This is a genomic window from Caballeronia sp. SEWSISQ10-4 2, assembly GCF_030464885.1.
GTDB lineage: Bacteria > Pseudomonadota > Gammaproteobacteria > Burkholderiales > Burkholderiaceae > Caballeronia.
Genome location: NZ_JALPRJ010000091.1, coordinates 1 through 15645, shown reverse-complemented (window position 1 = coordinate 15645; position 15645 = coordinate 1). Strand labels below are relative to the sequence as shown.

The window sequence follows — 15645 nt, the reverse complement described above, 5'->3', positions numbered from 1 at the left end:
CGTCTCGCCATTACGCGTTTGAACATGCATCTGGGTACGGTTGCGCTGTCCAAACGCATTACGAAAACCATTTCCCTCAAAACGATCACGTTCCGCTGATCGCCTGTCGTGTCCGCCCATCTTCCCCGCGCGGTCACGCCGGCGGAGGGCAGGCCAAGCGGGGAAGTGTCCACAAAAAAGGTTAGTCATGAACGTAGGTCTCGTTGGTTGGCGCGGCATGGTCGGCAGCGTCCTGATGCAGCGTATGCAGCAGGAAGGCGATTTCGACCTGATCGAACCGGTGTTTTTCAGCACCAGCAATGCGGGCGGCAATGCGCCGTCGTTCGCGAAAAACGAGACGAAACTCAAAGATGCGACAAGCATCGACGACCTGAAAAAGTGCGACGCAATCATTACGTGCCAGGGCGGCGACTACACCAACGAGGTGTACCCGAAGCTGCGCGCGGCCGGCTGGAAGGGTTACTGGATCGACGCGGCTTCGTCGCTGCGCATGAAGGACGATGCGGTCATCATCCTCGACCCGGTCAACCTGAACGTCATCAAGGATTCGCTGGTTAAGGGCGGCCGAAATTTTATCGGCGGGAATTGTACGGTCAGCTTGATGCTGATGGCGCTGGGTGGTTTGTTCAACCAGAACCTGGTCGAATGGACGACTGCCATGACGTATCAGGCAGCTTCCGGCGCGGGCGCGCAGAACATGCGCGAACTGCTGCAGCAAATGGGCGTGCTGTATGGCGCGGTCAAGGAAGATCTGGCGGATCCGTCGTCGGCTATTCTGGATATCGACAAGCGCGTGCAGGCGGCCATGTCGAGCGAGCGCATGCCCGTCGATAATTTCGGCGTGCCGCTGGCCGGCGCGCTGATTCCGTGGATCGACAAGGACCTCGGCAACGGCATGTCGAAGGAAGAGTGGAAGGGCGGCGCGGAAACCAACAAGATTCTTGGGCTTCCCGCCATGGGCGAGCCGGGCTCGGTTCCCGTTGACGGCTTGTGCGTGCGGATCGGCGCAATGCGTTGCCACTCGCAGGCCCTGACCATCAAGCTCAAGAAGGACGTGCCGCTGGACGAATTGCACGGCATCCTGGCATCGGCGAACGATTGGGTGAAGGTTGTCCCGAACGAGCGCGAAGCGTCGATGCGCGATTTGTCGCCGGCAGTGGTCACGGGTTCGCTGACGGTGCCGGTCGGCCGGCTGCGCAAGCTGGCGATGGGCGGCGAATACCTCTCGGCGTTCACGGTCGGCGACCAGTTGTTGTGGGGTGCGGCAGAACCGCTGCGCCGGATGCTGCGCATCCTGCTGGACAAGTAAAGTAAACTACGCGCCAAGACGCGCGGCAGTTCGATAAAAGCGTCGCGTTTGTGCGGCGCTTTTTCGTTTTGCGCTTGGCTCGTTGCTGGTTTTGCGGTTGCGTCGTGGTCAAACGACGGCTGGTCCGCGGCTGATTTTGGATGTCGCCCCGTTTTGTTGGTTTCTTGTTCCCTGTCCACTCGCCTGGAGTATCAATGATCGCTCGTCCGAGTCGGCCACTTCATTCACAGCCTCGCTGCTTCAGCCGCTCGCGGCGCGCGGCGCTGGTCGCGGCAAGCGTCGCGAGTGTGCTGCTCGGGACGTTCGTTTCCGTCGATGCCAACGCTCAGGCAAGCAGCGCGTCAGCCGTATCGGCGACTTCGGCACCGGATGCTGCATCGGCGGCGGGCGCGCTCACGCAGTACAGCGTGAAACCCGGGCAGTCGCTCAGCGATATCGCCTCCCAAATCACCGGCTCGAACGACCGCGCCACGCGCGAAAAGATGGCGCACGCACTGTTCGATGCAAATCCCAACGCGTTCATGGGTCATGATCCGAGCCGGTTGAAATTGGGATCGGTTTTGAACGTGCCGCCGGTTGAGGACGTGGGCATCGCTTCTGCTGCAGTTTCTGCTTCTGCGCCGGTGGCTACGTCGTCGCCAGCAATCGAGGCTAGCGGTTCCGCAGCGGCTGCGGCCCCGGCTGAGGGGGCATCGAATGCCGTCGGCGCGGTAATGGCAGCGAGCGGCGCTGTTACACCGAACGCATCGAGCGAGGCGAACGTGGCCTTGCCGACATCCGAGGCTCAACCTGCGGCGAACGCGAGTGAGGCTGCGAGCGCCAGCGAAGTGGTGCCGGCATCGGCGGTAGCGTCGAGCATGCCTGTGGAGACTGCCGCGCCGGCCAGCGCGCCGTCGACGACGGGTTCCCTCGCCACGTCAGCCAACGGGCCGATCGGTTGGATCGCCGGGGCTGCCGTAGTGATAGTCGGCTTGCTTCTGCTCGTTATGCGAGCCGGCAAACGACGCCGTGCCGCAAGCGCTGCGTCTGCGGTGACTGAGGATGACCGGTCGCCGCAAGAACCGCCGGTACTATCGACGGCGCCTGAAACAACGGTCCTTCCCCCTCACGACGGTTCGACGAGCCACGCGCAATCTCCAACAGGCGCCGCCGATCTCGACGGCGCATCGGTTCAGCGCGGTCAAAGCGAACTGAACGTGGTGGCGGCGAGCATCGAAAACTACGACGCCGCCCAGTCCTTCGAGACTCCAACTGAAGACACTCCGCTTCCTCCGGCTGGGAGCGAGTCCATCGACGAGGATGTGGCCGCCGACACACGAGTGACGCTGAGCGGGACCGAGAGCCGTGCGCAGGACGCGACGAATATGACTCGTGAAGCGGACGCCAAACGCGCTCCGTTCATGCCTGATGCGCCCGCGGCACTTCATCGCGATTTCACACCGCCGCGGCCGGGTGCGATCGAAGCGGCGCTGGCCGCTGAGCGGGCAGCGACGGATCGCGCAGAGGCGTTGCGTGCGGAAATGGAGGCGCGGGCGGAGGAGTTGCGCGAGGCTGCGGCGTTAGAACAGGCGACGCGGGAGGCCGTGGCGCAAGAGGCTGCGGCGCGTGAGTTGGAAGCGCAAGAGGCGGTCGCGCGTGAAGCGGCCGCGCGAGAAAATGAGGCACGGGAGGCCGCAGCGCGAGAAGCAGAGGCGCGAGAGGCCGCGGCAAATGAAACTGCTGCGCGTGAAGCAGAAGTGCGTGAAGCGGAGGCTCGTGAAGCCGAAGCCCGTGAAACAGCCACACGTGAAGCTGCAGCTCGTGAGGCAGCGGCTCGTGAAGCCGAAGCCCACGAAGCCGCCACACGTGAAGCCGCCACACGTGAAGCCGCAGCCCGCGAAGCCGCATCTCAGGAAGAAGCGGCGCGTGCGTCTGGCACGCATGAAAGTGCAGAGCACGGGGCATCGGCGCAATCGTCCGCACCTGAGCACGCAACCGACCAGCCTCACAGCCTGCAAGACTCGTCGGACTACGACGACGAACCCTCACCGGCTTCCCGCTTCCCGCAGCCCAAATTCCCGCAAGAGGCTATCGAAGCCCTGAGTGCGCTCGATTTCGGTTTGCCGCCGCGTCAGGAAGCGCCTTCGCCTTCGGACGTCCAGCCGCCGCAACCGACGCTCCCCGCTGCCTCGGCAACCGAACACCCATCGCCGACAGAATCCACCGAGCACAACGAAACCACGCCTGTCGCCGAAACCCCCATAGCCCCCGTGCCCGTCACGCCCCAGCCGATCGCCGACCCAGCTGTCTTCGATCGCCAGAACGCGCAGCATCGCCATCCTGAATCCACATCGACATCGGCGAGCGAGCAAATTGAATCCGGCACGGCTGGCGCGGCATCGGTGGCAGGCCTCGGCGCGTCGCGTTTCGGTCCGTTGAGCCTCGACTTCGACTACAACTCGCCCGCGAGCCAGACCGAGCCGCTGCCGGCCTTCACGCCCGAGCAGATCTCGTCGATAGCCCGCAACAAGCTCGAACTTGCCGTCGAATACATCGAACTCGGCGATTTGTCCGGCGCGCGCACGCTGCTGCAGGAAGTGATCGAATCGAACGATCCGGCCACGCGTCAACCCGCTGCCGCGCTGTTATCGACGTTGGCGCCGCTCTCCTGATATGCCCTTGAAACGCATTGCATTAGGTATCCAGTACGACGGTTCGGCGTTCAGCGGCTGGCAGACCCAATCGGATGTCGAGACGGTACAAGACGTCCTCGAACACGCGCTTGGAAAATTCACGCAAACCCGCGTGCAAACGGTTGTCGCGGGACGCACGGATGCGGGCGTGCACGCGCTCGGCCAGGTCGTCCATTTCGATACCGAACTCGAGCGCACCGACTTCGCCTGGGTGCGCGGCACGAACGCGTTTTTGCCGCAGAGCGTCGCGGTCCAGTGGGCACGGCCGATGCCCGACGATTTCCACGCGCGTTTCGGCGCCTTTGAGCGCACCTATTACTACGCGCTGTACGTCCACCCCGTGCGCTCGCCGATGATCACCGGCCACGCTGGCTGGTGCTACGCCCCACTCGATGCCAACGCGATGCGCGAAGCCGCCGCCTGCCTGATCGGCAAGCACGATTTCACGGCGTTCCGCTCGTCCGAGTGCCAGGCGAAGACGCCGGTGAAATACCTGCATCAGATCGACATAGTGGAGCAGGGCGATTTCATCCACTTCCGCTTCCGGGCGAACGCATTTTTGCACCATATGGTGCGCAATCTGATGGGATGTTTCGTCGCGATTGGCCGCGGCAAACATCCTGCCTCGTGGATGGCCGAATTATTGGAAGCCCGCGACCGCAAACGCTCCGCACCGACGTTCATGCCCGACGGCCTCTATCTGGCCGAGGTCGGCTATCCTGAGAACTTCGCAGTGCCCGCGCCGCGCCTGGGAAGCTACCCGTGGAGCGCGGTCTGGCAAGGAAAACCAGCATGATAGATAACGATTTACCAAATAACGATTTGCGTAGAACGAGAATCAAACTGTGCGGTTTGTCGAAAACAGAAGACGTCGATACCGCCGTCGCACTCGGCGCTGATGCAGTGGGTTTCGTGTTCTACCCGCCAAGTCCACGTTCGGTCAGCGTGGGCCAGGCGGTCGAACTGGCGGAGCACGTGCCGCCGCTGGTTTCGGCGGTCGGTTTGTTCGTCAACGCCACGCCGGACTGGATCCGCGAAGTGACGTCGAACGTGCGGCTGTCGCTGCTGCAATTCCACGGCGACGAAACCCCAGCGCAATGCGCGGCGCTCGCGGAAGTGGCCGGTTTGCCGTGGTGGCGCGCCGTTCGGGTAGGGCCTGATGCCACTGCACGCGATTTGGTAGAATTATCTCTTAATTATTCAGCAGCCAGCGGTTTGCTCCTCGACACCCTTGTCGAGGGCTACGGTGGCGGTGGAAAGGTATTCGATTGGTCACTTATCCCAACAGATCTCGGGCATCGGGCCGTTTTGAGTGGTGGGTTGAACGCGCAAAACGTCCTTGACGCCATCCGGCGCGTGCGCCCCTACGCAGTCGATGTCTCCAGCGGCATCGAAGTAGTGGGGGTGAAGGGCGTGAAAGACCACGCCCGAATGGCGGCGTTCGTACGCGCGGTGCGCGAAGCGGATGCTGGATGATCAACGTGGTAAAGCGCAACGCTTCCACGTACCGAGAGAGTGACACATGTACAACTTACCAGACGATCGGGGCCATTTCGGTCCATATGGCGGCGTTTTTGTATCCGAAACGCTGATTCACGCACTCGATGAACTCCGCGATGCCTACGCTGAATGCAGCAAGGATCCGGCGTTTATCGCGGAATACGAGTACGAACTGAAGCATTACGTCGGCCGTCCGTCGCCGATTTATCACGCCAAACGCTGGAGCGAGATGCTCGGCGGCGCGCAAATCTTCCTCAAGCGCGAAGACCTGAATCACACCGGTGCGCACAAAGTTAACAACGTGATCGGTCAGGCGCTGCTCGCACGCAAGATGGGCAAGCCGCGCGTGATCGCGGAAACCGGTGCGGGTCAGCATGGCGTTGCAACGGCGACCATCGCCGCGCGTTTCGGCATGGAATGCGTGGTCTACATGGGCTCGGAAGACGTGCGGCGGCAAGCGGCGAACGTGTACCGCATGAAGCTGCTGGGCGCGACGGTCGTGCCGGTCGAATCGGGCTCCAAGACGCTGAAAGACGCGCTGAACGAAGCCATGCGCGATTGGGTGACGAACGTCGAGAACACGTTCTACATCATCGGCACGGTGGCGGGGCCGCATCCTTACCCGATGATGGTTCGCGATTTCCAGCGGGTTATCGGCGACGAATGCAAGGTGCAGATGCCTGAGATGACCGGTCGCCAGCCGGACGCGGTGATCGCATGCGTTGGCGGTGGATCGAATGCGATGGGCATCTTTTATCCGTATATCGAAGATAAAGATGTGAAGCTGATTGGCGTGGAAGCGGCCGGCGATGGCATCGAAACGGGCCGTCACGCCGCGTCGCTGATCGGCGGAAGTCCGGGCGTTCTGCACGGCAACCGCACGTATCTGCTGCAGGACGAAAACGGCCAGATCATCGAGACGCATTCAGTTTCGGCCGGGCTGGATTATCCCGGCGTCGGCCCGGAGCACGCGTGGCTGAAGGATGCGGGACGGGCGCAATACGTGGGCATTACCGACGAAGAAGCGCTGAAGGGTTTCCACGATTGCTGCCGCATCGAAGGGATCATCCCGGCGCTCGAATCGAGTCACGCGCTCGCTTATGCCGCGAAGCTCGCGCCCACGTTGCCGAAAGACAAGCTGCTGCTGGTCAACCTTTCGGGTCGTGGCGACAAGGACATGCATACGGTTGCCGAGCGCACCGGCATCACGTTCTGAGCCCGCAACCGATGCGCGATGAAATCGATCATGCAAGTGCGCACGATGCCGCCGATGGTGGCATCGACCGCGGCATCCACCTGCATCACCGCGATTTCCTCACCGATGCAGCGAACCTCCCGGACGGCTCGATCGATTTGATCGTGGCCGATCCGCCGTATGGACTGGGCAAGGATTACGGCAACGACTCGGACATGCGTTCCGGCGATGCCTTCCTCGACTGGACCTATGGCTGGCTTGAGCTGGCTATTCCGAAGCTCAAGCCAAGTGGTTCGCTTTACATTTTTTGCACGTGGCAATATGCGCCGGAGATCTTCGTGTTCCTCAAGCGCCGCCTCACAATGGTCAACGAGATCGTGTGGGACCGGCGCGTGCCGAGCATGGGCGGAACGGTGCGCAGATACACGTCAGTGCACGACAACATCGGTTATTTCGCGGTATCGAAGGATTACTTCTTCGATCTCGATCCCATCCGCATCCCCTACGACGCAGTGACGAAGAAGGCGCGTTCGCGCAAATTGTTCGAAGGCAGCAAGTGGCTGGAGCTGGGTTACAACCCGAAGGACGTATGGTCGGTGTCGCGGCTGCACAGGCAACACGCAGAGCGCGTCGACCATCCCACGCAAAAGCCGCTTGAGATCATCGAGCGTATGGTGCTCGCGAGTTGTCCGCGTGGTGGACGCGTCCTCGATCCGTTCATGGGCAGCGGCACGACCGCGGTCGCGTGCGCGCGTCATGGGCGCGAGTTCATCGGCTACGAGATCAACGCCGACTATCACGCGATTGCCGAAAGGCGCGTCGCTGAGACGCGTTCCGTCGGGGTCCGGGCTGAGCCGGCGGCAGCGGAAAGCGCTGACACCGATTCCATCGATCAAGCCAACGCCGCCTAAGTTGCTGCTAAAAAATGCTAAAAGGCGCAGATTACGCGCGAAAGAGATAACTCATGTCCCGTATTAAAAGCACATTTGCGGCGCTGGCCGAGCAGGGCAAGAAAGGTCTGATCCCGTTCATTACGGCCGGCGATCCGAACCCTGAGCAAACCGTAGAACTCATGCACGCGCTCGCCAAGGGAGGCGCGGACGTCATCGAACTGGGCGTACCTTTCTCCGACCCGATGGCCGATGGTCCCGTGATTCAACGCTCGTCGGAACGGGCATTGGCGCGTGGCGTGTCGCTGAAACACGTACTCGCCGACGTCAAACGCTTCCGCGAGACCAACACGACCACGCCGGTTGTCCTGATGGGTTACGCCAACCCGATCGAACGCATGGGCACCGAAACCTTCGCCAAAGCAGCAAAAGAAGCCGGCGTGGATGGCGTTCTGGTCGTCGATTACCCGCCGGAGGAATCGGTGGAATTTAGCGAATCGATGCGCGCTGCCGGCATCGATCCGATCTTCCTGCTCGCACCCACATCCACCGACGCACGCATTGCCGCAGTCGGCCAAGTGGCGAGCGGGTATGTCTATTACGTGTCGCTGAAAGGCGTGACCGGTTCGGCAAATCTGGACGTGGCGAGCATCGCGAGTAAAATCCCGGCCATCAAGGCGCATGTCGCGTTGCCGGTGGGTGTCGGTTTTGGCATCCGCGACGCCGCGTCGGCGAGGCAGGTGGCCGATGTGTCGGATGCTGTCGTGATCGGCAGCCGTCTCGTGCAATTGCTCGAAGAAGCGCCGCCAGAGAAGGCAGCGGAGATGCTGACGAGTTTTATCGCCGATATTCGCTCTGCGCTCGATTCTGCAAAATAACCCGTTTTTGCGGCCCCGAATAATCTCAAACGGCCGCAAAACACGCGAACAAGAAGGAAACACGATGAGCTGGCTCGACAAACTGTTACCGCCGAAGATCAAGCAAACCGATCCGAAAAGCCGCAAGGGCATTCCGGAAGGGCTATGGATCAAGTGCCCGTCGTGCGAAGCGGTGCTGTACCGCAACGACGTCGAGGCGAATCTGCATGTCTGCCCGAAATGCAGTCATCACATGCGGATTGGCGCGCGCGAACGGCTGGACGGTTTGCTCGATCCGGAAGGCCGTTATGAGATCGGCCAGGAAATCCTGCCGGTCGATGCACTGAAGTTCAAGGACAGCCGGAAGTACCCGGACCGCCTGAAAGAGGCGATGGAAGACACCGACGAAACCGACGCCATGGTCGTCATGGGCGGCGCGATCCACACCATTCCGGTCACCACGGCCTGCTTCGAGTTCTCCTTCATGGGCGGCTCGATGGGCTCGGTGGTCGGTGAACGCTTCGCCCGCGGCGCGCGCAACGCACTCGAGCAGCGCACGCCGTTCATCTGCTTCACGGCGTCCGGCGGGGCGCGGATGCAGGAAAGCTTGCTCTCGCTGATGCAGATGGCGAAAACCACGGCCATGCTGACAAAGCTCTCCGATGCCAAGCTGCCGTTCATCTCCGTGCTCACCGATCCGACCATGGGCGGCGTGTCCGCCAGTTTCGCGTTCCTGGGCGACGTGGTGATCGCGGAACCGAAGGCGCTGATCGGCTTCGCCGGACCGCGCGTGATCGAGCAAACGGTGCGCGAGAAGCTGCCGGAAGGCTTCCAGCGCTCGGAATTCCTGATGCAGAAGGGCGCGATCGACATGATCGTTGACCGCCGCAAGATGCGCGAAGAAATTGCGCGTCTGATTGCATTGCTGACGCTGCAACCCGCCGATTCGGTCGCCTGAGGTTTGTGTTTTTAAAGCGCCGTCTGAGCGTCGATCGCGCAGAAGGCGTTAAATGATGACGGCCCAGGCGCCGCGCGCGAACCCGCCGAGGGTCGCGCGCGGCGTTTTTGTTTCGGCATCCCCCCTTATTTTGCTGGCGAGCATCACCATTTCATGACGACTTCATCGTTCACCTTTTCGACCCTCGACGCGTGGCTTGTACACCTTGAATCAGCTCATCCGGTCGGTATCGACATGGGCTTGACGCGTATCAGCAAGGTCCGCGATGCGCTCGGACTGAGTTTCAAGTGTCCCGTAATCACGGTCGGCGGGACGAATGGCAAGGGTTCCACTTGCGCGATCATCGAAACCATTTTGCTGCGCGCGGGGTATAGCGTGGGATGCCACACGTCGCCGCATTTGCTTGACTTCAACGAGCGCGCGCGGCTGAATGGCGTCGATGCCACCGATGCCGAGCTTCTCGAGCATTTCGAAGCCGTCGAACAGGCTCGCACGAGCTTGGCTGAACCGGTCTCGCTGACGTATTTCGAGTTCACCACGCTTGCGATCATGCGGCTGTTTGCATCGCGGGAACTGGATGCCGTGATCCTCGAAGTGGGCCTGGGCGGGCGGCTGGACGCCGTGAATATCATCGATACCGATTGCGCGATCGTGACGAGCATCGACATCGACCATACGGATTATCTCGGCGACACCCGCGAGAAAATCGGCTTCGAAAAGGCCGGGATTTTCCGCAGCGATACACCCGCCATTTGCGGCGATCCCACGCCGCCGCAGTCGCTGATCGATCATGCGGCGGCTATCGGCGCGGATTTGTGGCTGGTCGGTCGCGATTTTCGCTACGAAGCGCAGGGCGGCAACGAGCGCCAGCAATGGAGTTATATCGGCCGGGCGCAGCGGCGCTCGGCGCTCGCTTACCCGGCTTTGCGCGGCGCGAATCAGCTGATCAATACATCGGCGGCGCTGGCTGCGCTCGAAGCGTTGCGCGACCGTATTCCAGTGTCCGCGCAGGACATCCGGCTGGGTCTCGCGAACGTCGAATTGCCGGGGCGTTTCCAGGTCGTGCCGGGCAAACCGCAAGTGATCCTTGACGTGGCGCACAACCCGCACGCGGCCGCCGTACTGGCTCAAAACCTCGGCAACATGGGTTTTTTCCCCTACACCTACGCGGTCTTCGGCGCGATGGGCGACAAGGACATCGCCGGGATTGTGGAACATTTGAAGGGCGAAGTCGATCACTGGAACGTCACCGGCTTGCCGACCCCGCGCGGAGCCTCTGCCGCGACGCTGGAAGGCGTTTTACGCGAGGCCGGCGTCAACGACAGTGCCGACAGCAGCGTTACTCAATTCAACAATCCGGCCGACGCTTTTCAAGATGCGTTAAAGCGAGCGTCCGAAAATGATAGAATTTTGGTTTTCGGCAGTTTCCATACGGTGGCGGGTGTGATGGCCTACCGTAAATCGCAGCATCATTGAACGGACGGCCGGCCAGCCTCTCGCAAAAGCCAACCATGTCCTTTTTCTCGTTCGGCAAGAAAGACGACGCGCCTTCGGGTCGCGACGCATATTCCGACTCCCCGCGCGGCTCGCGTCAGACCGTGCGTACCGAACGCCGGACGCGCCGCAGCGACCGTCCCGAGGCCGACGCAATGATGCTCGACCCCACCTTGCCCGAAAAGCAGCGTGCGCGGCGGCGTCTGGTCGGTGCACTCGCGCTGGTCGCGGCGGCGGTGATCATCCTGCCGATGGTGCTGGATTCGCATCCGAAGCCCGTCACCGACGACATCTCCATCGATATCCCGACGCGCCCCGCCGCACCGTTGCCCAAGACCAGTCATAGCGACGCGACGGACGCTGGTGCAGTCGATTCATCAGCCGATACGCAAGCAGGTGTGGCGCCGGACGGTCCTGTAGCGGCTTCCGACAACGCGGCGGCAGTGGCTTCAAAGCCTGACTCGAAGCCGGCTTCTAAACCCGCAGAAACGCAAGCGCAGGCCAAAGCCGCCGCGCCGAAGCCCGAAGCGAAACCGGCCGCACCGACGCCGACGCCGACAACAACTGCTCAAGCGTCCAAGCCACCGGCAGACGTCCCGGCACCTGCACCCGTCACGGCAGCAACCCCGAAACCGAACACGCCGGCATCCCCGGCCGGAAGTCGTTTTGTGGTCCAGATCGGTACCTTCGACGAGGACAGTGCCGCTCAGAACTGGGTGACGAAGTTGAAGGCTGCGGGAGTGCCCGCATATATCGAACATAGAAAGCAGGCTGACGGAACCACTCGCACGTTATTGCGTGCGGGACCGTTTGCCGACCGGGCGGCTGCATCGGCGGCGCTCGTGAAGGTGCGGCAAGCCGGTCTGGGCGGCAGCAGCAATAACGCGTCGGCGAACTAGCTGTAGATGTTCACGAGTTTCGACTACGCGGTGATGGCCGTGATCGGCCTCTCCGCGCTGCGCGGGATGTGGCGCGGTCTGCTGGCCGAAGTGTTCGGGCTGATCGGCTGGATCGCGGCGCTGTTGATCGCGGGGCGTTTTGTCGGTGCGATCGTGCCTTATATTCCGGCGCACTGGCCGGGCGGGGCGCTCACGCAGTGGCTGATCGCGTTTTTGCTGATCGTTGCGGCGGTGCTGGTGATATCGAGCGTGGCTGGCGCGTTGTTGTCGCGCGTGACCGAAGTGGTCGGGCTGCGCGGTATCGACCGGTCGCTTGGACTTTTGTTCGGCCTCGTGAGAGGGGCCATTCTGGTAGTGATCCTGGTCGCCCTCGCGGGCTTGACCGAACTGCCACAACACGATTTCTGGCGTAACGCCTTGTTCCGGCCCGCGGCCGAACAAGGCGTGCGAGAACTGAAACCGCTGCTTCCCGATACGCTCGCCGCGTACGTGCGCACCACGCCGGACGGCCCGAAAGATCCGTCCACAACGCCTGCGCAATAACGCCCTGGCCCGCTACCCGAGAATCTTGCGACGGCTCGGCGCAACACCCATGCAGTCTGATCACCTGTCCTGCATGAGTTGCACCGATACGCCATTTCGACCCGTTTCGACTCTTTGAAGGACCATGCCATGTGCGGCATCGTAGGCGTAGTTTCCCAGACTCCCGTCAACCAGTTGATTTATGACAGCTTGCTGCTGCTGCAGCACCGCGGTCAGGATGCGGCTGGCATTGCGACGGCGAACGGCAATAACTTCCACATGCATAAGGCCAACGGCATGGTGCGCGACGTGTTCCGCACGCGCAACATGCGCAGCCTGCCGGGCAATGTCGGCATTGGGCAGGTGCGGTATCCGACGGCCGGATCGGCATCGAGTGAGGAAGAAGCCCAGCCGTTCTACGTGAACGCGCCGTTCGGGATCATCCTCGCCCACAACGGCAACCTGACGAACTGGCCGCAGTTGAAGGAAGAGATGTTCCGGATCGATCGCCGGCACATCAACACCGCGTCCGATACCGAGGTCCTGCTCAACGTCTTCGCTCACGAACTGCAGTTGTCCAGCTCCGGCCTGGAACTCGATCCGGCCGCGCTGTTCAAGGCTGTGAGCGGCGTGCATCGGCGAGTGAAGGGTTCGTATGCCATCGTCTCGCTGATCGCAGGCTACGGACTCGTTGCTTTCCGCGATCCGTTCGGCATCCGTCCGCTGGTCCTCGGCAAGCAGGAAACCGCGACCGGCGTGGAATGGATGGTGGCGTCGGAATCGGTGGCGGTTGAAGGTATCGGTTTCGAATTCGTGCGCGATGTGGAGCCGGGCGAAGCGATTTTCATCGATAACGACGGCAATCTGCACAGCCAGCAATGTGCCGAGAACCCGAGCCTGAACCCCTGCATCTTCGAACTCGTGTATCTCGCGCGTCCCGATTCGTGCCTCGACGGCGTGCCGGTCTACAACGCGCGCCTGCGCATGGGCGATTACCTCGCCGAGAAGATCAAGCGCGTGCTGCCGGGCGTGCCTATCGACGTGGTCATGCCGATTCCCGATTCATCGCGTCCCGCCGCCATGCAAGTGGCCGCGAAGCTCGGCGTGGAGTATCGCGAAGGTTTCTTCAAGAATCGCTACGTTGGCCGCACCTTCATCATGCCGGGGCAGGCTGTGCGCAAGAAGTCGGTGCGCCAGAAGCTGAACGCCATGGCGATCGAGTTCAAGGGCAAGAACGTGCTGATCGTCGATGACTCCATCGTGCGCGGTACGACGTCGCATGAAATCGTGCAGATGGCGCGCGATGCTGGCGCCGCCAAGGTGATTTTCGCGTCCGCTGCGCCGCCCGTGAAGTTCCCGAACGTGTATGGCATCGACATGCCCACGCGCGGCGAACTGGTCGCTCATGGCCGCACGGATGACGAAGTGGCGCGCATGATTGGCGCGGATCATCTGGTGTATCAGGACGTGGCTGACCTGAAGCAGGCCATTCGCGACATCAATCCGGCGCTGCGTGAATTCGATGCTTCGTGCTTCGATGGCAACTACATCACCGGCGACATCAACGAGGCTTATCTGGATCGGCTGGAGACGGCGCGTCTGGCGCCGCAAGCGCAGTCGGATCGGGAAGCCGCGAGTGAAGCGATGGAAGGCGGCGTATCGCGTTCGCAGTTGCACTTGCAGTTGTCGGTTGAGTGAGCTCGCGCGATAAGCGCGTGGCAGTCGTGATAGGATCAGGTTTGCGTCGATTTGAGATCAGCTTGCGGACGCGGGTTTAGATGAACGGGCTAGATGTTTAGCCTGAGTCGGAACCCGAAACAGCTAAAGCGAACCGGTGGCGAATCTGGACCACGCACCGGCGACGCTACAGGCTTTTCCGCACCGAGCCCGCTCATGCTGACGCAGAAGCGGGCTTTTTTGCGTCCCGGTTTTCTGGCCGGGCTAAATGAATAGATGTGAATGGAAAATACGAACATGGACGAAAACTTCAACTTCGATACGCTCGCCGTCCGCGCGGGAACCTTGCGCAGCGATTTCAACGAGCACTCGGAAGCGATTTTCCTGACGTCGAGCTTTGTGTTCAAGAGCGCCGAGCACGCCGCGGAGAGCTTCAAGAACGCCGAAGAGGCTTACACCTATTCGCGCTTCACGAACCCGACCGTCGCGATGTTTCAAAACCGTCTGGCGGCGCTTGAAGGCGGCGAGGCGTGCATGGCGACGGCCTCAGGCATGGCCGCGATCATGTCGGTGGTGATGTGTTCGATGCAGCAGGGCGATCACCTGGTGAGTTCGAAGAGTTTGTTCGGCTCGACGGTCGGGATGTTCTCGCAGATATTCACCAAGTTCGGCATTACGACCACGTTCGTCGATGCCACCAATCTCGATGAATGGCGTGCCGCCGTTCGCCCCGAGACGAAGATGTTTTTCCTCGAAACGCCGTCGAATCCGCTGACGGAGGTTGCGGATATCGAAGCGATCGGGAAGATTTCGAAGGAAGTGGGCGCGCTGTTTGTCGTCGATAACTGCTTCTGTAGCCCGGCATTGCAACAGCCGCTGAAACTCGGCGCCGATGTCGTCATGCATTCGGCCACCAAGTTCCTCGACGGTCAGGGACGCGTGCTGGGCGGCGCGTTGGTGGGGTCGAAGCAGTTCATCATGGAGAAGGTGTTTCCATTCGTGCGCAGTGCGGGGCCTACGTTATCTGCGTTCAATGCGTGGGTGTTGTTGAAGGGGATGGAAACGCTGTCGCTGCGGGTGGAAAAGCAGTCGGCGAATGCGCTGGAAATCGCGCGCTGGCTGGAGACGCATCCGGCGATCGAGCGGGTGTTTTATCCGGGGCTCGAGTCGCATCCGCAGTACGCCATTGCCAAGAAGCAGCAGAAGGCGGGCGGGGCGATTGTGTCGTTCGAGTTGAAGGGCGAGACGCGTGAGGAGCAGCGTGCGAATGCATGGCGCGTGATCGATGCGACGAAAATCTGCTCGATCACGGGCAATCTTGGGGATACGCGTACGACTATCACGCATCCATCGACGACAACGCACGGGCGCTTGACGCCGGAAGTGCGCGAAGCGGCGGGGATTCGGGAAGGGTTGATCCGGCTGGCGGTCGGGCTGGAAAATGCCGGGGATATTCGCGCGGATCTGGAGCGCGGGTTGAACGGTTAGGGCGGAGATTTTTCGCTCGCGCCGGTGGACGGGTTTGGTTTGGGTCTGCCGGTGCGGAAGGTCGGGGTGGTGTCGGGGTGGTGCTTTCGGCCTTAGTGGTCTGCGTGAGTAAGCTGATTTTTTCCCACGACGGCGAAAAAGAAACAGAAGCAAAGAAAACGCCTCCCAACAATCGGCAAGTTAG

13 protein-coding genes are annotated in these 15645 nt (G+C 61.7%); all 13 read left to right on the top strand.

The window, feature by feature from the left end:
- Positions 1-187: 187 nt before the first annotated feature.
- Complete coding sequence (gene asd / locus M0D69_RS37210; RefSeq protein WP_301786815.1) at positions 188-1309, top strand: aspartate-semialdehyde dehydrogenase; 1122 nt, start codon at positions 188-190, stop codon at positions 1307-1309.
- Between the two features lie 194 nt (positions 1310-1503).
- Positions 1504-3960 carry a FimV/HubP family polar landmark protein gene (locus M0D69_RS37205; RefSeq protein ID WP_301786814.1) on the top strand — a complete coding sequence of 819 codons (2457 nt, stop codon included), beginning with the start codon at positions 1504-1506 and terminating at the stop codon, positions 3958-3960.
- 7 nt (positions 3961-3967) lie between these two features.
- The gene (gene truA / locus M0D69_RS37200; RefSeq protein ID WP_301786813.1) at positions 3968-4777 is read left to right on the top strand and encodes a tRNA pseudouridine(38-40) synthase TruA; all 810 of its coding nucleotides are present in this window, start codon (positions 3968-3970) and stop codon (positions 4775-4777) included.
- Complete coding sequence (locus M0D69_RS37195; protein ID WP_301786827.1) at positions 4774-5457, top strand: phosphoribosylanthranilate isomerase; 684 nt, start codon at positions 4774-4776, stop codon at positions 5455-5457. Before truA ends, M0D69_RS37195 begins: the two co-directional genes overlap by 4 nt.
- Before the next feature lie 46 nt (positions 5458-5503).
- Complete coding sequence (trpB, locus tag M0D69_RS37190) at positions 5504-6697, top strand: tryptophan synthase subunit beta (protein ID WP_301786812.1); 1194 nt, start codon at positions 5504-5506, stop codon at positions 6695-6697.
- Between the two features lie 11 nt (positions 6698-6708).
- The gene (locus tag M0D69_RS37185; protein WP_301786811.1) at positions 6709-7587 is read left to right on the top strand and encodes a site-specific DNA-methyltransferase; all 879 of its coding nucleotides are present in this window, start codon (positions 6709-6711) and stop codon (positions 7585-7587) included.
- Between the two features lie 53 nt (positions 7588-7640).
- Positions 7641-8444 carry a tryptophan synthase subunit alpha gene (gene trpA / locus M0D69_RS37180; RefSeq protein ID WP_301786810.1) on the top strand — a complete coding sequence of 268 codons (804 nt, stop codon included), beginning with the start codon at positions 7641-7643 and terminating at the stop codon, positions 8442-8444.
- Between the two features lie 64 nt (positions 8445-8508).
- A complete protein-coding gene (gene accD, locus M0D69_RS37175; RefSeq protein ID WP_122179788.1) occupies positions 8509-9381 on the top strand; it encodes an acetyl-CoA carboxylase, carboxyltransferase subunit beta in 873 nt (290 codons plus the stop codon).
- 153 nt (positions 9382-9534) lie between these two features.
- Positions 9535-10857: a bifunctional tetrahydrofolate synthase/dihydrofolate synthase gene (gene folC, locus M0D69_RS37170; RefSeq protein ID WP_301786809.1), complete on the top strand. Its 1323-nt coding sequence runs from the start codon at positions 9535-9537 to the stop codon at positions 10855-10857.
- Between the two features lie 35 nt (positions 10858-10892).
- Complete coding sequence (locus M0D69_RS37165; RefSeq protein ID WP_301786808.1) at positions 10893-11774, top strand: SPOR domain-containing protein; 882 nt, start codon at positions 10893-10895, stop codon at positions 11772-11774.
- Positions 11775-11780: 6 nt separating this feature from the next.
- Positions 11781-12317, top strand: a complete 537-nt coding sequence (locus M0D69_RS37160) for a CvpA family protein (protein WP_301786807.1) — start codon at positions 11781-11783, stop codon at positions 12315-12317.
- Positions 12318-12446: 129 nt separating this feature from the next.
- Positions 12447-13994, top strand: a complete 1548-nt coding sequence (purF, locus tag M0D69_RS37155; protein WP_301786806.1) for an amidophosphoribosyltransferase — start codon at positions 12447-12449, stop codon at positions 13992-13994.
- Positions 13995-14270: 276 nt separating this feature from the next.
- On the top strand, positions 14271-15461 hold the full coding sequence (locus M0D69_RS37150) for an O-succinylhomoserine sulfhydrylase (protein WP_301786826.1): 1191 nt from the start codon (positions 14271-14273) through the stop codon (positions 15459-15461).
- Positions 15462-15645 lie beyond the last annotated feature (184 nt).